The following is an 18,224-nucleotide window of genomic DNA, read 5'->3' as shown; positions in this document are numbered from 1 at the left end:
TCGTGCATCATTGCCCACCGGCTAGACTCAACGAGATGCCGCCCGTCCCGCGCAGCACTTCTGGATCCTCCGTCGGCGAGGTCGACCTCCACCTGATCGGAGAAGGTCGACACGAGCTCCTGTGGCACGTCCTCGGCGCTCACGTCCACGACGAGCCCGAGCCAGGCACGAGCTTCGTGGTCTGGGCCCCCAACGCCCGCAACGTCAGCGTCGTGGGCGACTTCAACGGCTGGGACGGCAACGCCCACCGGCTGACGACGATCGGCTCGGGCCTGTGGGAGGTGTTCGTCCCGGGCGTCGGCTCCGGCGCGTCGTACAAGTACGTCGTCGAGGGCGCCGACGGGCTGTGGCGGCACAAGGCCGACCCGATGGCCTTCCACGCGGAGGCCCCGCCGGCGACCGCGTCCCGGGTGTTCGCCAGCACCCACGTGTGGCAGGACGACGCCTGGCTCGCCGCCCGCGCCGCCCGGCAGCCGGTCAACGAGCCGATGGCGACCTACGAGCTCCACCTCGGCTCGTGGAAGCGCCACCCCGACGGATCGTTCTGGTCCTACGACGAGCTCGCCGCCGACCTGCCCGGCTACCTCGCCGACCTCGGGTTCACCCACGTCGAGCTGATGCCGGTCATGCAGCACCCGTTCGGCGGCTCGTGGGGCTACCACGTCACCGGGTACTTCGCCCCCGACGCGCGCTTCGGCGACCCCGACGGCTTCCGCCGCCTGGTCGACGCGCTCCACCGGGCGGGCGTCGCGGTGATCCTCGACTGGGTGCCCGGGCACTTCGCGACCGACGACTGGGCGCTCGTCCGCTTCGACGGGACGCCGCTCTACGAGCACCCCGACCCGCAGCGCGGCTGGCACCCCGAGTGGGGCTCCTACATCTTCGACTTCGGCCGTCCCGAGGTCCGCAACTTCCTCGTCGCCAACGCGCTGTACTGGCTCGAGGAGTTCCACGTCGACGGCCTGCGCGTCGACGGCGTCGCGTCGATGCTGTACCTCGACTACGGCCGCAAGGACGGCGAGTGGACGCCCAACAGGTACGGCGGCCACGAGCACCTCGAGGCCGTCCAGCTCCTGCAGGAGCTGAACGCGACGGCGTACAAGCGCGTCCCCGGCATCGTCACCATCGCCGAGGAGTCGACCGCGTGGCCGGGGGTCACCGGCGCGACGTCGGGCGGCGGGCTCGGGTTCGGGTTCAAGTGGAACATGGGCTGGATGCACGACAGCCTGCGCTACCTGGCGCACGACCCGGTGCACCGCTCCTACCACCACGGCGAGATGGCGTTCTCCCTGGTCTACGCGTTCTCCGAGAACTACGTGCTGCCCCTCAGCCACGACGAGGTGGTCCACGGCAAGGGCTCGCTGGTGCGCAAGATGCCCGGCGACCGCTGGCAGCAGCTCGCGACACTGCGCGCCTACCTCGCCTACATGTGGGCGCACCCCGGCAAGCAGCTGGTGATGATGGGCACCGAGCTCGCCCAGGAGACCGAGTGGGCCGAGGCCCGCGAGCTCGACTGGTGGCTGCTGCAGAAGCCGGATCACGCCGCCTTCCGCGACTTCGTGCGCGACCTCAACGCGCGCTACCGCGAGGAGCCGGCGCTGTGGCGCCTCGACAACGACCCCGCCGGGTTCGCGTGGATCGACGCCCAGGACGCCGGCCACAACGTCTTCTCCTTCGTCCGCCGCGCGGGCGAGGCCGGCACGCCCGACCTGGTCTGCGTCACCAACTTCGCCGCCGTCCCCCACGACTACCGCCTCGGCCTCCCGGTCGCCGGCGAGTGGGTCGAGCTGCTCAACACCGACGCGACGACGTACGCCGGCAGCGGGGTCGGCAACCTCGGCGTGGTCCACGCCCGGGCGGCCGGGCCGCTCGAGTCGGGTGCGCCCGGCGGCAGCCCGGCGTACGCCGACCTCGTGGTGCCCCCTCTCGCCACCCTCTGGTTGCGTGCGCCCTGAGTGGGGGCACCCTCTAGGGTGAAGGCGTGCCCGAGCCCGAGATCAGCCACTCGACCGTCGACGACGGCGTCGCTCGGCTGACCTGGACCTCGGACCTGACCGAGCGTGGCTGGCAGGCGGCCGTCGACGTCGTGCGTCGTCAGGTGGCCGCCGCGCTCACCGACCACGACCGGGTCGAGGTGAAGGTCGCCATCGACGACGCCGAGGCGCAGCGGATCGCGACCTGGTCGGGGATGCGGCGCGAGGGCGTGCAGCGCGGCCGCGCGGGCGACGTGGTGGTCTACGCACGGCTGGTCGACGACGTACCCGTGCACGAGCCCGGTGGGTTCCGCGCGCTGCTGAACTCGTTCCTGCCGCGCAAGCGCGGGATCGCGCAGATGCTGGTGCGCGACTCAGACGGGGCGGACGGTTCGGAGCCCCGGGTGCTCATGTGCAACCTGACCTACAAGACCGACTGGGACCTGCCGGGCGGTGTGGTCGAGGTCGGCGAGTCGCCGCGGGTCGCGGTCGCGCGCGAGGTCGAGGAGGAGCTCGAGCTCAGCATCGAGGCCGGCGGGCTGCTGCTGACCGACTGGCTGCCGCCGTGGGGCGGCTGGGACGACGCACTGTGCCTGGTCTTCGACGGCGGCGTGCACCCCGCCTCGATCGTGCAGCAGGTCGTCCCGCAGCCCCGGGAGATCAAGACCGCCGACTTCCTCACCCTCGCCGAGATCGACGAGCGGGCTGCCGACTTCACCGCCCGGCGGGTGCGGGCCGCCCTGGCGAGTCTCGCCGGGACGGGTCCGGCGTACACCGAGTCGGGTCGCTGACGGCTGCCCCGGACCGGCGCTGGGCGACCAGCACGCCCAGCACCAGCACTGCTCCCCCGACCAGCTCACCGCTCGACGGCACCTCGTCCAGCAGCGCCCACGCCGAGCCGATCGCCACGGGTGGGACGAGCAGGATCCACGGCACCACGGCGGCCGACGGGTTGCGCGAGAGCAGGGTGTTGAAGATCCCGTAGCCGACCAGCGAGGCGAGGCCGGCGGTGTAGAGCGTGGAGACCGCGGCGCGCCAGCCGAAGGAGCCGAGCCCGTCCACCACGGCCGCCGGTCCGTCGACGACGAGGGAGAGCAGCACCAGGGGAACGGGGACGACGAGCGCCGACCACACGGTCAGCGACAGCCCGCCGGTGGCACCCGAGGCCCGCGAGACCACGTTGCCGATCGCCCACATCAGCGCTGCCGTCAGGCACAGCAGCAGGGCGAGGGCCGGGACGTGGCCGCCGCGGCCGAGGCCGACGACGACCAGGCCGAGCGCGCCGAGCACGACACCCGCCACCTGCGGCCGGGTCGGGCGCTCACGCAGCACCGCGGCGGCCAGCAGGATCGTGAGCACCACCTGGGCCTGGAGCACCAGCCCGGCCAGACCCGGCGGCATCCCGGCGTCCATGGCGACGTACAGGAACGCGAACTGGCCCAGCGACATGAACGTGCCGACCGCGGCGACCGTGCGCCACGGCACCGGCGGCGGGTCGAGCAGGAAGACCGCCGGGACGACGACGGCGAGGAAGCGCGCGGCCAGGAACAGCAGCGGCGGCACCTCGCCCATCCCCCAGTCGATGACGACGAAGTTGAAGCCCCAGATCGCGGCCACGAGGGCGGCGAGGGACTGGTCACGGCGGCTCACGCGTCCATCGTCCCGGCCGCAACCTTGAAGCACCAGCAAACAGATCTGCCGTGAACGATGTAGCGTTGCTGCATGATCGACCTGGACGCGCTCGCCGGACTCCGCGCCGTCGCCACCCACGGGTCGGTGGTCGGGGCCGCGGCGGCGACCGGCTACACGCCCAGCGCCATCTCGCAGCAGGTCAAGCGCCTGGAGAAGCAGACCGGCGTCCCGCTGCTCGAGCGCGTGGGTCGTGGCGTGATGCTGACCAGCCACGGCCAGCACCTCGTCGACGCCGGCGAACAGGTCCTCGCCGACCTCGAGCAGCTCGAGGCGAGGCTGCAGGAGCGCGCCGGCGTGGTCGCCGGGCGGCTGCGGCTGGCCGCGTTCTCCACCGCGATGCGCGGCCTGGTCGCACCGATCGCGCGCAGCCTGCGCGACGCCCATCCCGGCCTGACCCTCACCCTGCGCGAGGCCGAGCCGTGGGACGTCGTCGAGCTGGTGGCCAGCGGTCAGGTCGAGCTCGGGATCGTGCACCGCTGGGGTGGGGTCCCGCTCGCCGTGCCCGACCACGTCGCCGCCACTGCCCTGCACGGCGACGTCGCCGACCTGATCGTGCACCGCGACGACCCGTTGGCCGCCCGCTCGCGAGTGACGCCGCACGACCTCGTCGACGTCGGCTGGATCGCGACGCCGGAGGGCACGATCTGCCGGCAGTGGCTCTCGCGGATGTACGACGGCACCGGCCGGCCGCCCCGGATCGCCCACGTCTCCGCGGAGTTCGAGTCCCACCTGGCGCTGGTGCGCGCCGGGCTCGGGGTCGCGCTGGTCCCGCGGATGGGGCGCGCGGCGCTCGGTGAGGACCTGGTCGCCGTTCCGGTGGCCGAGCCGGAGCCGGTGCGCCTGGTCGACGCGCTGCACCGGCGCACGATGGCCGACTCCCCCGCGGTGCGCGCGGTGCTGGCGGCGTTCGACGGGGTGCGGCCCTCGGGCGGTTGAGGATCAGTCGGCGCCGCGGAGCACCGCGAAGTCGCCGAGCCCGATCCGGATCTCGAAGCTTCGCCGGCTGAGCAGCCAGGCGTCGCCGTGGCGGACCCAGCGGTCGTCGTACTCGCCCATGCACTCGTAGAACGAGCCCGCCATCGGTCCGGCGCCGACGTGGTGGACGCGGGCGTAGGTGAGGGTGCGCGCCCGGTCGCCGTCGACCTCGACCCGGTGGTTGCCGAGCAGGTGCTGGGTCGCGCCGACGCCGTCGAGGTGGGCCCGCATCTGCGCGACGATGGCGTCGGGGCCGCCGTCCTTGCCGTAGCCGTGGGCGTCGGGGGTGAACGCGCCGGCGATGGTCTCCCAGTCGCGCCCGTCGATGGCGGCAGCGATCTCGGCCAGGCGCTCGATCAGTGCGGCACGGTCGTCCATGGTGGGGTCCTCTCGATACGACGGACGGTGTCCCGGACGTCGGGAGACGTCCGGGACACCGTAGGGGTCGGTGCTGATCAGGCGAGGTCAGCTCACTTGCTGATCCACGCGTCGTCGAACAGGACCGCGGTCTGCGTGGTCGGCGTGATGCCGTGCACGTTCTTGTTCCACGCCTCGAGGAAGCCGCCGAAGCCCACGTTGAGGTAGACCGCGTCCTTCTTCCACAGCTCCTCGATCTCGGCGAGGGTCGCGTCGCCCTCCTCGGGACCGTTGGCAGCACGCAGCTCGGCGAGCAGGCCGTCCATCTCCGGGCTGGCGTAGCGGCCCGGGTTGGCGCCCGAGGTGCTGTCCATCGCCGTGTCGAGGGCGGCGTACGGGTCGGAGTCCGGGATGCTGTTGGAGCCGCGGGCGAGGTCGAAGTCGCCGTCGACGTACACCTTCTTGACGACGTCGCCCACGGCGGAGACCAGGTCGAGCTGGACGTCGAAGCCGACCGCGTCGAGCATCGCCTTGATGGCCACGGCACCGGACTTGGAGGCGGCGTCGCTGAGACCGACGTAGTGGAGCTTGCCGTCGAAGCCGTCGGCCTTGGCCTCGTCGACCAGCTTCTTCGCGGCGGCCGCATCGGTCTCGACCGGCTCGACGCCGGTGTCCCAGATCGAGTTCGCGCCCATCAGGCCGCGGTCGGCGAGCAGGTCGCTGCCGGTGGTGCGCTTGAGGAACGTCTTGGCGTCGAAGGCCAGCTCGATCGCCTGGCGCACGCGGACGTCGGCCGTGGCCGTGCCCTCGCGGTGGTTGAAGTTGATCGTCGGCACGCCGCTGACGGCGCTCATGTTGCCGGTGTAGCCCTTGGCGACCAGGTCCTTGACGACCTTCTCGCTCCCCACGTAGACCGCGTCGACCTCGCCTGCCTCGAGGGACTCGAGCTTGGTCTGGTCGGGACCGAGCTGGAGGAACTCGATCTTGTCGAGGTGCGGGCGGCCGCCGAAGTAGTCCTCGTTGGCCTTCACCACGGTCTTCTCACCGGGCGACTGGCTCTCGAGCACGAACGGGCCGGCGCCGATGGGCTTGAAGCTCGCCGGGTCGGCGTACGCCGCCGGGGCCAGGATCAGGCCCGGGCCGGCTGCGAGCAGGCTGGGGAAGCGGGCCCACGCGCCGTTGAAGGTGAAGGTGACGGTCGACTTGTCGGTCGCGACCATCGACTTCAGGTTGGCGCCGAGGATCTGGCCGTGCAGGCCGCGGTTGGTGATGAAGCGCTGGATGCTGGCGACGACGGCGTCCGCGTCGAGCGGTGTGCCGTCGGTGAACTTCACGCCGTCGCGCAGCCCGAGCGTCCAGGTGACGTTGTCATCGGTGGCGAGCGACTCGGCCAGCTGAGGGTCGTAGCCCTTGGTCTCGGGGTTGTAGCGCATCAGGGTGTCGTAGATCGACGCCATCACGTTGAGCCCGGTCGAGCCCGTCGGGTACGTCTTCGTCGGGTCGAGGACGACCGCCTCGGAGTACTCCGCCATCCGCAGGGTGCCCCCGTCGACCGGCGTGCCCGGGTCCTTCTCCGGGTTGACGATCCCGTCCTTGTACAGGTCCTTCGGCGACGCCTGTGCGCCCGAGGACTCCTTGTCCCCGTCATCGCTGCTGGCGCAGGCCGTGGCGGCGAGAGCGGTCGCACACAGGGCCGCGGCCATCCGCGTGCGCACGGAAATGCGTGTCTTCACTGTTCACTCCAGGTGGGTCTCGTACTGGGGCTGTCGGGCGCCTGCAGGCCCCCGGTGGCCTGTGCGTGGCGTCACACTAGGAAGGCGCGAACCCCACGAGTCGGCGTGATTCCCACTCAGCGGGCAGGCAGCAGCGCCTGGCGTCCCTGCTCGACGAATTCCTTCTCGATCGCGTCGCGGCCGGCGTCGTCGAGGAGCTGGAACTCCGCGGTCCGGCCGACCCGCACCCACACCGGGTCGGTGGTGTTCCACGCCGCGCGACGCAGCGGCGCCTTGTCGATCTTGCCGCTCCCGGTGAGTGGCATCGTGTCGACGACGCGGACGTACGTCGGCCACCACTTGGCGCCGAAGTCCGGCTGGGCGGCGAGGTGCTCGCCGAAGGCCGCCGGGTCGAAGGTGGCGCCGGGCTCGAGGTCGACGGCGACCATCACGTTGTCGCCCGTGCGCGGGTCGGGCACGGCGTACACCGGTGCCGCCGCGATCCACGGGAGGCGCTGGACGACGCGCTCGACCGGCGCCGCGGAGAAGTTCTCGCTGTCGACGCGCAGCCAGTCCGAGGAGCGGCCGGCGAAGTAGAAGAACCCGGCCTCGTCGCGGTAGGCGAGGTCGCCGGACCAGAAGTCGTCGCCGCGCACCCGGTCGGCCATGGCGCCGGGGTTCTTGTAGTAGCCCTCGAAGGCGCCGGCCATGCCGACGGCGACCATCTGCCCGACGGCCGCGCCGTCGACCAGCCGGCCCTGCGCGTCGAACCGCGCGCGGGGGCACTCCTCCCCCGTGTCCTCGTCGAGGACCCGGACGTCGACCCCGCCGGCGGGCAGGCCGAGCGAGCCGACCGGGGTGTCGGGGGTGCGGTTGATCCGGAACACGCCCTCACTGAGGCCGTAGCCCTCCATCACCTCGCAGCCGAAGCGCTCGGTGAAGCGCGCGACGTCGGCCTCGGAGGCCTCGGTGCCGAAGGCCAGCTCCAGCGTGCTCGTGCGGTCGCGCGGGTCCTCGGGGCGGGTGAGGACGTAGGACAGTGCGCGGCCCACGTAGTTGACGTAGGTGGCGCCGTGACGGTGGATGTCGTCCGCGAACGCGCTCGCCGAGAACTTGCGGGTCATCGTCACCGTGGCGCCGGTCGCCATCGCGGGCGCGAGGTTCATCATCACCGCGTTGCCGTGGAACAGCGGCATGCACAGGTAGGTCACCGAGTCCCGGCGCATCCGGACCCGTCCGACGATCGCCTGGGTGAGCCGGCCGAGCCGACCCTGGCCGACCACCACCGCCTTCGGCGCACCGGTCGAGCCGGAGCTGAACAGCAGCATCGCGAGGTGGTCCGGCCCGGGCAGCGCGGCGGTGCCGGGCACCGGGGCGTCGCGGTACGGTGCGAGCCACTCGCCGTACGCGTCGTCGTCGACGTCCAGCACCGGCACGCCGGCCAGGTCGGAGGCGAGGTGCCGCAGCCGGGCCTCGGTGACGACCACGTCGACGTCGGCGTGCCGGGCGTCCTGGGCGATCTCGGGGCCGCTGCGGCTGGCGTTGAGGCCGACCACGACGGCGTCGGCGAGCGAGGCCGCAGCGATCCAGAAGACGTAGTCGGGGACGTTCTCGAGCAGCACCCCGACGTGGACCTGGCGGCCCTCGGGCGCGGGTACGGCGGCCCGCAGCGCCGCGGCGCGCGCGGCTCCCTCACCGACCACCTCGGCCCAGGTCCACTGCCGGTCCTCGAAGAGCAGGCCCGGCTTGTCGTCATCGGTCCGGCTCGCCACGATCTGCGCGAAGGTCTCCATCACACTCTCTCCTCGGCCGACGGTCCCGTCGGCGTCTCGATTCTCTCTGGTGTCTCGGGTTCGGTGCGCCGGGTCCGCCCCAGGACCAGGCAGGTGACGGCGGCGAGGAGCGAGAGGGCCGCTCCGGCCAGGCCCCCGGCGACGAAGCCGGACTCACTGGTCTGCCGCCCGCTGGCGGCGAACGCGGCCAGCACGGCCAGCGCCAGCGCGCTGCCCGTCGACATGCCGAGGAAGCGCAGGACCAGGTTGAGGCTGAGCGCGCTCCCGGTCTCCGCCGGCGGCACGAAGCGCACCATCAGCCACGGCATCGAGTTGAAGGTCATCCCGCTGCCGAAGCCGCCGATCACGACGGCGAGGGTCACCTTCCACAGCGCGTCGTGGCCGAGGGCGAGCGCGAGGTTGGCGACGGCGAACAGCAGGCAGCCGCAGGCCAGCACCACGTCGGGCGGCACGAATCGCCCCAGCCACAGGGCGATCCGCGATCCGAGGACGCTGGTCACGGCGTACGGCGTGAGCATCAGCCCGGCCACGGCGACGGACCGGCCGAGGCCGTAGCCGTGCTCCTCGGTGGTCTGCACGAGGATCATCGACACCGACAGCAGCACGAACATGCCGAGCGCGGCGAGCAGCCCGCACGCGTTGGCGACCAGCACGCCGGGGCGGACCGCCACTCGCAGGTCGACCAGCGGCCGCTCGGCTCGCAGCAACCACCAGCCGCAGGCGCCGTACGCCAGCACGCCGCCGCCCAACAGCCCGAGGGTCGGCGGTGACGTGGCCCCCCAGGCCTTCGCCTGGGTGACGGCGAGGAGCACCGCGGCGGTGGCGCTGCTGAGCAGGACCGCGCCGAACCAGTCGACGCCGCGGGGCGCGTCCTCGTCGCTGTCGGGCACCACGAGCAGCGCGACGACGAGCGCGGCGACGGCCAGCGCGCAGGCCCAGCCGAAGGCGCCCTTCGTGCCGGCGACGGTCGCGACGAACGCGGTGACCGGGAACCCCAGACCGGCAGCGGTGACGTTGGCGACCGAGATCGCCGCGACCGCACCGCGCACCTTCTCCTCGGGGAGCTCGCTACGGGCGATCGAGAACGCCAGGGGAACGATCGCGAACGCGAGGCCCTGCAGGACGCGGCCGACCAGCAGCGGGCCGAACCCGAGCGGCAGCGCGCCCAGCGCGGTGCCGACCACGACGAGCACCAGGCAGCCCAGCAGCGCCGGCCGCCGCCGTCGTCCGGCACCGATCCGTCCGACGACCGGGCAGACCACGGCCGCGGTGACCAGGGTGGCGGTGATCGCCCACTGCGCCGTGACCAGCGAGACGCCCTCGGTCCGGGCGATGCCGGTGACGAGCGGCGTGCCGAGGCTGCCGACGACGCCGGTGACGGTCGTGACGAGCAGGATGCCCGGGAGGACCCAACGGTCCTCCCGGGCCTCCTGGCCGGTGGTCATCGCGGAGCTCAGCCGAGCCACGCGTCGTCGAGCAGGATCATCGAGTTCGCGCCGCCGGTGATGCCGTGGACCTTCGTGGTCCACACGCTCAGCTCGGAGAACGGGCCGAAGGTGACGAACGGGACGTCCTCGTTGACCTGCTCCTGGAGGGCGGTGATCGCAGCGAGCTGGTCGTCCTTCGTGGTCGCGGCCTGGAAGGCGGCGATGTGCTCGTCCATGGCCGGGCTGGTGTACATCCCGTAGGTCTGGGTCCCGCCGCTGTGCATCGTGGCGTACATCCGGGCGAACGGGTCGGCCTCCACGAAGTTGATGCTCCAGCCGGCGAGGTCGTAGTCACGCTCGACCGCGATCCGGGTGATCTGCTCGGAGATCGTGCGCGCCGGCTTCGGGTCGAGGGTCATCCCGACCGCCTCCAGCGACGCCTTCACCGCCTGGGTGGCGGCCCGCGACGCGGGGTCGGTGCCGTCGACGTACCGGATCACGCCGTCCCAGCCGTCGGCCTTGGCCTCCTCGACGAGCTTCGTCGCCTCCGCGCGGTCGGGCCGCAGCCCCGCCGCGTCGGTGTGCCACACGGAGTAGTCGGGGAACAGGTCGGACGACGCGATGCCGGTGCCGCCGAACATCCGCTCCCGCATCAGGTCGGGGTCGATCGCCAGGGCGATCGCCCTGCGGACCCGCACGTCGTGGCCGGCAGCGCCCTCGGAGGCGTTGATGATGGCGACGTTGCTGGCCGCGCGCATGTTCACGTACGCCGGCAGCTTCTCCTCGAGCACCTCGTCGACGAGGTCGGGGTCGCGGACGAGCGCGGCGTCGATGTCGCCACCCTCGAGCGAGTCCAGGCTGGTGCGCTGGTCGCCGAGGAACGCCATCCTCACGCTGTCCACGTGCGGGGCGCCGTCCCAGTAGTCGTCGCGGGCCTCGAGCTCGAGGGACTCGCCGTGCTTCCAGTCGCCGAGCGTGAACGGACCGGCCCCGACGGGCTTGAAGCTGCCGTCGGCCCCCACCGACGACCTCGCCACGACCATGCCGGGACCGGTGCTCAGGATGCCCGGGAACAGCGGCCACGGGCGGGCCAGCTCGTAGGTGACCGTGTGCGCGTCGGTGGCGGTGGCCGAGGTGACGTTGCCCGCCCACAGCGCGGTCTCCGGCGCCTTCGCGGCGGCGTAGCGCTGCTGGCTCCAGACCACGGCGTCGGCGTCGAGCGGCGTGCCGTCGGAGAAGGTGACGCCGTCACGCAGCGTGAGCGTCCAGGTCGTGTAGTCGGCGTCGTGCTCGATCGCCTTCGCCAGCCGGGGCACGAACTCCTGCTTCCCGGGGTCGAAGCTGAGCAGCGTGTCGTAGATGTTGGCCATCTCGATGCCACCCGTAGTCGCGGCCGCGATGGTCACGGTCGGGTCGAGCGACGCGGGCTCGGTGTAGGCGCCGTACGTCAGGGTGCCGCCGTCGACGGGCTCGCCGCCGTCGTCGACGTTGCGGAAGCCCTCGGCCAGGGCCTTGCCCTGACCACGTGGCTCCTTCTCCTCCTCGGACGCGCATCCGCTCACGAGCAGCGTCGCGACCACGACGACAGCGGCGGCACGACGCAGTCCCGGGACATGGGTGGACATGGCGATCTCCTTCGGTTGGGGGGATTGAGACCAGGTCAGACGAGGCGGACGTCGCGGCGGTTGACCTTCCCGGTCGCGTTGCGGGGCAGCTCCTCGAGCGTGATCTGCCAGCGGGTGGGCACCTTGTAGCGGGCGAGGCCGGCGAGCGTGTGGGCGCACAGCTCCTCCTGGGAGACCTGCGCCCCGGGGTGCAGCACCACGACAGCGGCGACGCCCTGTCCGTAGTCGGGGTCGGGGATGCCCATCACGATGCACTCGCGCACCGCGGGGTGGGCGACGATCCGGTCCTCGACCTCGGCGGGGTAGACGTTCTCTCCGCCGCGCAGGATCAGGTCGGAGCGCCGGCTCGCGATGTGCAGCTGACCGTCGGCGAGGTGGCCCAGGTCGCCGGTGCGGAACCATCCGTGCGGGGCGGTCGAGGCTGCGGTCGCCTCGGGGTTCCCCCAGTAGCCGAGCATCATCTGGGCGCCCCGCAGGTGGATCTCCCCCTCGACGCCGTCGGGCACGGGCCGCCCGGCGGTGTCGCGGATCTCGACCTGCATCGTCGGCACGGTGCGGCCCACGGTCGAGGGATCGGCGGCGAGCTCGGCGGCCAGTGCCAGGGTGGCGGCGGTGCTCGACTCGGTGAGCCCGTACGTCGTCCCCAGCGACCGCCCCGCCCCGGGCAGCGCCTTGCGCAGCGCCTCCTTGAGCTCGGGCGAGGAGGGCGCGCTGCCGACCGAGATGCTGCGCAGCGACGAGAGGTCGAAGTCCGCGAGCCGGTCACCGAGCTCGACGATCCGGCTGAGCATGGTCGGCATCGCGCCCCAGTTGGTGACCCGCTCCGACTCGACCAGCCGCAGCACCTGCTCGATGTCGAACCTGCCGAGGTGCAGCACGGCCGTGTCGCCGACGACGAGCCGGACCACTGCGAGGTTGTGGAGCGCGGCGATGTGGAACAGCGGCGTCACGAGCAGGAACCGCCGGTCGACCTGCGGGAAGCCCGTCTCCGCGGCGATCGCGTCGTTGAGCAGGTGGAACCACACCGCCGCGATGACGTTGCGGTGCGAGTGGGTCGCTCCCTTGGCGCGGCCGGTCGTGCCGCTGGTGAACAGGATGACGGCGGGGTCGTCCTCGGCGATCTCCCCGTCCGGCTCGGGCAGTGCGGCTCCGCGGTGGGCGGCGGCGATCCGCGGGAGGTCCTCCTCGACCGTGAGGACCGGGACGCCCATCCCGTCGGCCATCCGGGCGCGGGCCGCGTCGGCGATGAGGACCTTCGGGGTGGTCAGCTCCATGCCGTGGGCCAGCTCGGGTCGCGCCCACATCGAGTTCATCCCGACCGCGACGGCGCCGAGCGAGACCGCGGCCCAGAAGCCGACGATCCACTCGGGGCAGTTGGCCGCGCACAGCGCCACCCGGTCGCCCTTGCCGACGCCGTGCTCGGTGCGCAGCACGTGGGCCAGCGCGGCGACCTCGTCGTGGTGCTGGGCGAAGCTGATCCGTCGCTCGCGGGTCACCAGGTACTCCGCGTCCCCGAAGGCCCGGGACGCCTCGAGCAGCTCGCGCAGCGAGTGCTGCCGCCGGGCGTAGACCTCGAGGTCCTCGCCGCGGACGTCCTCCACCCGGATCTCGTACGGCGCGCCGGGCGCGGTCAGTCGCGCGACGGCCTCCTCACGCGTGGTCATCCTCTGCCTCTCCTCTTCCCCTGCGCCCACGGCGCTCGTTGCACTCACCGGATCGTCAGCTGCCCGCCGTCGACGTTCCACGCCTGCCCGGTGACCCAGGCGGCCTGGTCGCTGGCGAGGAACACCGCTGCGGCGGCCACCTCCCACGGCAGGCCGGTCCTGCCGAGCGGGAGGTTGGCACGCACGTAGGCCTGCCACGTGTCGGGATCCCGGTCCGCGATCCGGCCGGTCTCCGTCACGCCCGGGCACAGCGCGTTGACGCGGATGCCGTGGCTGCCGAGCTCCTTGGCGGCCGACGACGTCAGCGACTGCACGCCCGCCTTGGACGCCGAGTACGCGCCGGTCCCGGCGCCGCTGAGCTTCCCGCCGATCGACGAGATGTTGATGATGCTGCCGCCGTCGCCCTGCTCGACCAGCTGCCGCCCGAAGACCTGGGTCATCAAGAAGGTGCCGCGCAGGTTGACCGCGATCACGCGGTCGAACGCCTCGACGGACAGCTCGGTCAGCGGGACCCGGTCCTCGCCCCGCGACGCGGCGGCGTTGTTGACGACGACGTCGACGCGGCCGAGCTCGGCGAGCGTCAGGTCGAGCAGTCGGCGTACGTCGTCGGGGTCGGCGACGTCGCACACGACGGGCAGCGCCCGGCGGCCGAGTGCGCGCACCTCGTCGGCGACCGACGCGATGTCGTCCCACCCGGCTGCGGCCTCGTCGGCCGGCCGGTCCTCGGGCCGCCGGCCGGTGCCGGTGACGACGACGTCGCAGCCGGCCCGCGCCAGCTCCACCGCGAGCGAGCGGCCGATCGAGCGCATCCTCCCGGCGCCGGTGACCACGGCGACCTTGCCGGTCAATCCGGTCAGCTCGTAGCCGCTTCCCACGGCACCTCCTGGAGCTCGATGAACAGGCCGCGTGCCTCGACGGTGCGTGCACCGTCGACCTCCACCCACGCCTCGGCGGTGGTCTTGCGACCGGTGGTCGAGACGATCCGGGCGCCCAGCTCGAGGGGCACGTCGAGCGGCGTGCGCGCGTTGTAGCGCAGGTCGAGGGTGCCGGTGACCGAGCGGCGGCCGGTGGCCTGGACCAGCGTGCCGAGCATGCAGTCCATCAGGTGCGCGAGGTAGCCGCCGTGCACCGACTCGGGCGGCCCCTCGTAGAGCGCGTTCGGCACGGTCGTGGCGTACGCCGCGTCGCCGTCGAACCGGATGGCGAGCGGCAGCGCCTGCGGGTTGAACCGGAACACCGGCCAGGCCAGGTCCGGACCGACCTCGCGGGCCCGGGCGGGGTCGTCGAACGAGGCGCGCAGCGCCCGGGGACGGGTACGCCGTCCGAGCGCCTCGGTCAGCTCGTCCATCCGGGCACGGGCGGCGCGGAGCTCGTCGAGGTCGACGTCGGTGGTCGCAGCGGCCAGCATCAGCCGCCGGGTGGCGGCCGCCAGTGCGGCGACCTCCTCGGCGACCGGATCCGCCACCGTGTCAGCCAGCACGTCAGACCCGCTCGATGATCGCGCCGGTGACCTGGGCACCGCCGGCGCAGATGGCCACCATCGCCAGCTGCTGGTCGCGGCGCTCGAGCTCGTCGAGCACGGAGGCGATCAGCCGGACACCGGTGGAGCCGACCGGGTGACCGAGCGCGATCGCGCCCCCGTTGACGTTGAGCCGGTCCTCGTCGACGCCGTGGACCCGGGCGAACGACAGCGGCACCGCGGCGAAGGCCTCGTTGACCTCGAACAGGTCGATGTCGCCGATCGACATGCCGGTGCGCTCGAGCAACCGCTCCCCCGCCCGGACCGGGCCGTCGAGCAGGTACCGCGGCTCGGCGCCGAGCAGGGTCTGGGCGACGATCCGCCCGCGCGGGCGCAGCCCCTCGGCCCGCGCCCGGTCCTCCGACATCACGAGCGCCGCGGTGGCGCCGTCGGAGATCTGCGAGGCGGTGCCCGCGGTGTGCAGGCCGCCCTCGCGGATCGTCCTGAGCCCGGCGAGCGCCTCCAGGCTGGTGTCCCGCAGGCCCTCGTCGCGGGTCACGACGGTGCCGTCGGGCAGCTTCACCTCGATCACCTGGCCCGCGAACAGGCCGGCGTCCCACGCCGCGCGGGCGCGCTGCTGCGACCGGAGGCCGAAGGCGTCGAGGTCGGCGCGGGTCAGGCCGCGGCGCTCGGCGATCCGGTCGGCCGCCTCGTACTGCGCCGGCAGGTCGACGGTCCAGTCGTCGGGCCGGGGCCGGCCGACCGTGCCGTCGCCCAGGTTGGCCAGCAGGGGCACCCGCGACATCGCCTCGACGCCGCAGGCGATGCCGGCGTCGACGTACCCCGCCGCGACCTGGGCGGCGACCAGGTGGACGGCCTGCTGGGCCGAGCCGCACTGGGCGTCGATGGTGGTCGAGCCGATGTCGTCGGGGAAGCCCTGGTGCAGCCAGGCGAAACGGACGACGTTGCCGGACTGCTCGCCGGCCTGGGTGACACAGCCGCCGATCACCTCGCCGATGCTCGCGGGGTCCACGCCGGTGCGCTCGAGGATCCCGCGCTGGGCGCGGCCGAGCAGGTCGACGGCGTGCAGGCCGGACAGCGCGCCGCCACGCCGGCCGTACGGCGTGCGGATCGCGTCGACGATGACGGGTCGGGACATGGGATCTCCTGGTCGGTCGAGGGTCAGGCCGGCGCGCCGATGCGCGGGGCGGTGGGCAGCACGTCACCGAGCTCCGCGGCGATGGCGTCGCCGCTGCCGAGCGAGAAGGCGACCTGGCGACCCCAGAGGAAGTAGCGGTGGATCGGGTAGTCGACGTCGGCACCGATGCCGCCGTGCAGGTGCTGCCCGGCGAGCACCACGCGCAGGCCGCCGACCGAGGCCCACCACTTGGCGACCAGGCTGGCCGACTCGGCGGCCTCCTCGCCACCGTGCTCGGGGTGGTCGAGCAGCCACGCGGCCTTGAGCGTGGTCAGCCGGATCGCCTCGGTGTCGAGGTAGGCGTCACTCGCCCGCACCGCGACGGCCTGGTTGGTCGACAGCGGTCGGCCGAACTGCACGCGCTCGGAGGTGTAGGCGGCGGTGATCCGCAGGTCCTCCTCGCAGACGCCCAGCGCGACCGCGGCGAGCGCGACCCGCAGCCGGCGCCGGGTCCACGCGACGACCGCCGTGCCGTCGGCGGGCAGCAGGTCGTCCTCGGTGAGGACGACGTCCTCGAAGGCGACCGCGCCTGCGCTCTCGTTGCTGGTGGCCGCGACCGGGACCACGGTGACCCCGGCCCGGTCCGTGGGGACGAGCGCGACCCGCAGCCCGCCGTCCTCCACCGCCACGGGGACGACGACCGCCGCCGCCACCGGCGCCGCCGGCACCTGCGGCAGCTCGCCGCTGACCCGCAGTCCGCCGTCGACCCGGAGCCCGGTCAGCCGGGCGACCTGGCCGGGAGCGGCGTCGAAGGCACCGGTCACGATCGTGCCGCCCTCGACGATCGGTGCGAGCCACCGCTCGACCTGCGCGGCCGAGCCGAACTCGGCGAGGGGCAGTGCCGCGCCGGCGACGACCGACCACAGCGGCACGGGCGCCACGTGGCGGCCCTGCTGCTCGAGCACGGCGACCAGGCCGCCCATGCCGAGCCCGGCGCCGCCCTTGTCCTCGGGGACGGCGATGCCGAGCAGGCCCGAGGAGGCCAGCACCTCCCACAGCTTCGCGTCGAAGCCGCCGTGGTGGCGCTCGACGTCGACGACACGCTCGACCCGGGCGAGGTCGCCCAGGATCTGCGCGGCGAGGTCGCGGACCTCGGCGTGGTCGTCGGTGGGGTCGAAGTCCATCTCAGTTCCCGTCCTTCTTCTCGGTCTGGTTGTCCTTGCGGCGGGCGCCGAGCGTCATGCCGAGCGTCTTGGCGGCGACGATCTCGCGCATGACCTCGTTGGTGCCGCCACCGAAGGTGTTGTTCTGGGCGCGGCGGCCGAGCGACTCGACCCGGCCCTCGATCGCCGCCCCGGCCGAGCCCGGGCGGAGCAGTCCGGCTGCGCCGAGGACCTGCTGCAGACGGCCGTAGGCGGTCACGACCGCCTCGGTGCCGAAGATCTTGGCGGCCGCCGAGTCCCCGCCGCCGAGCGTGTTGGCGGCGACGTCGGAGACCAGGCGCAGGTTCATCAGGTCGGCGGCGCTGAGCAGGGCGTAGGTCTCGGCGAGGGCGCTGCGCACCCACGCGACGTCGTACAGCGTGGTCGAGCTGTCCGGGCCGAGCTTCTCGGCCTGGGCCCAGGCGAGCACCTCGTCGTACATCTGGTTGGCGATGCCGCCACGGGCGGCCAGCGCGACCCGCTCGTGGTTGAGCTGGCTGGTCATCAGCTTCCAGCCCTGGTTGAGCTCGCCGACCACGTTGCTCAGCGGGACGCGGACGTCCTCGTAGTAGGTGGCCGAGGTGCTGATCCCGCCGACGGTGTGGATCTCGGTGACCGAGAAGCCCGGGCTGCTGGTCGGGACCAGCACGACCGAGATGCCCTGGTGGCGCGGTGCGTCGGGGTCGGTGCGGACGGCCAGCCAGACCCAGTCGGCGAAGACACCGGCGCTGGTGAAGATCTTGTTGCCGTTGATGACCAGCTCGTCGCCGTCGATCCGGGCGCGGGTCTGCAGGCTGGCGAGGTCGGTGCCGGCGCCGGGCTCGGTGTAGCCGATCGCGAACATCAGCTCGCCGAGCAGGATCTTGGGGAGGAAGAAGTCCTTCTGCTCCTGGGAGCCGTGCTTCATCAGCGTCGGTGCGACGGTGTTGAGGGTGACCAGCGACAGCGGGGCGCCGGCCCGCAGCGCCTCGTCGTAGAAGACGTAGAGCGCCTCGGGGTCCTCGCCGCGGCCGCCGTACTCCTCGGGGAAGCCGAGGCCGAGCCAGCCGTCCCTGCCCATCCGGCGCAGGACCCGGTCGAACACCGGACCACCCTCGGTCTGCTCGGCCAGGGCGGCGCGGTCCTCGTCGGTGATGGTGGCGGCGAAGTAGGCGCGCAGCTCGGCGCGCAGCGCCTTGGAGCTGTCGGAGAGCTCTGGGTACATGGC

The 18,224-nt window shown here is 72.9% G+C and carries 15 protein-coding genes; 3 read left to right on the top strand and 12 right to left on the bottom strand.

Going from position 1 to position 18,224, the window contains the following annotated elements; all coding sequences use genetic code 11:
• The first annotated feature begins 35 nt into the window (after positions 1–35).
• Both glgB and BJ958_RS01880 read left to right on the top strand, forming a co-directional pair.
• Positions 36–1,955: a 1,4-alpha-glucan branching protein GlgB gene (gene glgB, locus BJ958_RS01885; RefSeq protein ID WP_179725036.1), complete on the top strand. Its 1,920-nt coding sequence runs from the start codon at positions 36–38 to the stop codon at positions 1,953–1,955.
• A 26-nt stretch (positions 1,956–1,981) separates the two neighbouring features.
• Positions 1,982–2,764, top strand: coding sequence for an NUDIX domain-containing protein (locus BJ958_RS01880; RefSeq protein WP_179725034.1), 783 nt, complete (start codon positions 1,982–1,984; stop codon positions 2,762–2,764).
• On the opposite strand, the gene BJ958_RS01875 is transcribed toward BJ958_RS01880, so the two are convergent.
• On the bottom strand, positions 2,688–3,623 hold the full coding sequence (locus tag BJ958_RS01875) for an EamA family transporter (protein ID WP_179725032.1): 936 nt from the start codon (positions 3,621–3,623) through the stop codon (positions 2,688–2,690). The genes BJ958_RS01880 and BJ958_RS01875 overlap by 77 nt on opposite strands.
• A 72-nt stretch (positions 3,624–3,695) precedes the next feature.
• On the opposite strand from BJ958_RS01875, the gene BJ958_RS01870 reads away from it, so the two are divergent.
• Positions 3,696–4,601, top strand: a complete 906-nt coding sequence (locus BJ958_RS01870; protein WP_179725030.1) for a LysR family transcriptional regulator — start codon at positions 3,696–3,698, stop codon at positions 4,599–4,601.
• Between the two features lie 3 nt (positions 4,602–4,604).
• On the opposite strand, the gene BJ958_RS01865 is transcribed toward BJ958_RS01870, so the two are convergent.
• The 11 genes from BJ958_RS01865 to BJ958_RS01815 form a co-directional block, all read right to left on the bottom strand.
• Positions 4,605–5,018: a nuclear transport factor 2 family protein gene (locus BJ958_RS01865; RefSeq protein ID WP_179725028.1), complete on the bottom strand. Its 414-nt coding sequence runs from the start codon at positions 5,016–5,018 to the stop codon at positions 4,605–4,607.
• Positions 5,019–5,110: 92 nt separating this feature from the next.
• A complete protein-coding gene (locus BJ958_RS01860) occupies positions 5,111–6,730 on the bottom strand; it encodes an ABC transporter substrate-binding protein (RefSeq protein ID WP_179725026.1) in 1,620 nt (539 codons plus the stop codon).
• A 116-nt stretch (positions 6,731–6,846) separates the two neighbouring features.
• Entirely contained in the window at positions 6,847–8,502 is a 1,656-nt protein-coding gene (locus tag BJ958_RS01855) for an AMP-binding protein (RefSeq protein ID WP_179725024.1), read from the bottom strand.
• Positions 8,502–9,947, bottom strand: a complete 1,446-nt coding sequence (locus BJ958_RS01850) for an MFS transporter (RefSeq protein ID WP_179725022.1) — start codon at positions 9,945–9,947, stop codon at positions 8,502–8,504. The genes BJ958_RS01855 and BJ958_RS01850 overlap by 1 nt, the downstream gene beginning before the upstream one ends.
• Positions 9,948–9,955: 8 nt before the next feature.
• Positions 9,956–11,554 (bottom strand): ABC transporter substrate-binding protein, encoded by a 1,599-nt coding sequence (locus tag BJ958_RS01845; RefSeq protein WP_179725020.1) that lies wholly within the window; start codon positions 11,552–11,554, stop codon positions 9,956–9,958.
• 35 nt (positions 11,555–11,589) lie between these two features.
• A complete protein-coding gene (gene casG / locus BJ958_RS01840; RefSeq protein ID WP_179725018.1) occupies positions 11,590–13,218 on the bottom strand; it encodes a steroid-24-oyl-CoA synthetase in 1,629 nt (542 codons plus the stop codon).
• Positions 13,219–13,262: 44 nt separating this feature from the next.
• Positions 13,263–14,093 carry a glucose 1-dehydrogenase gene (locus BJ958_RS01835; RefSeq protein ID WP_218865548.1) on the bottom strand — a complete coding sequence of 277 codons (831 nt, stop codon included), beginning with the start codon at positions 14,091–14,093 and terminating at the stop codon, positions 13,263–13,265.
• Entirely contained in the window at positions 14,072–14,698 is a 627-nt protein-coding gene (locus BJ958_RS01830) for a PaaI family thioesterase (protein WP_179725016.1), read from the bottom strand. Before BJ958_RS01830 ends, BJ958_RS01835 begins: the two co-directional genes overlap by 22 nt.
• Position 14,699: 1 nt before the next feature.
• The gene (locus BJ958_RS01825) at positions 14,700–15,836 is read right to left on the bottom strand and encodes a steroid 3-ketoacyl-CoA thiolase (protein ID WP_179725014.1); all 1,137 of its coding nucleotides are present in this window, start codon (positions 15,834–15,836) and stop codon (positions 14,700–14,702) included.
• A gap of 23 nt (positions 15,837–15,859) precedes the next feature.
• Positions 15,860–16,999 carry an acyl-CoA dehydrogenase family protein gene (locus tag BJ958_RS01820; RefSeq protein WP_179725012.1) on the bottom strand — a complete coding sequence of 380 codons (1,140 nt, stop codon included), beginning with the start codon at positions 16,997–16,999 and terminating at the stop codon, positions 15,860–15,862.
• Position 17,000: 1 nt separating this feature from the next.
• Complete coding sequence (locus BJ958_RS01815) at positions 17,001–18,221, bottom strand: acyl-CoA dehydrogenase family protein (protein ID WP_179725010.1); 1,221 nt, start codon at positions 18,219–18,221, stop codon at positions 17,001–17,003.
• Positions 18,222–18,224 lie beyond the last annotated feature (3 nt).

The organism is Nocardioides kongjuensis, assembly GCF_013409625.1.
Lineage (GTDB): Bacteria > Actinomycetota > Actinomycetes > Propionibacteriales > Nocardioidaceae > Nocardioides > Nocardioides kongjuensis.
The sequence above is the reverse complement of the archived record's forward strand: the minus strand, read 5'-3'. Positions and strand labels throughout refer to the sequence as shown.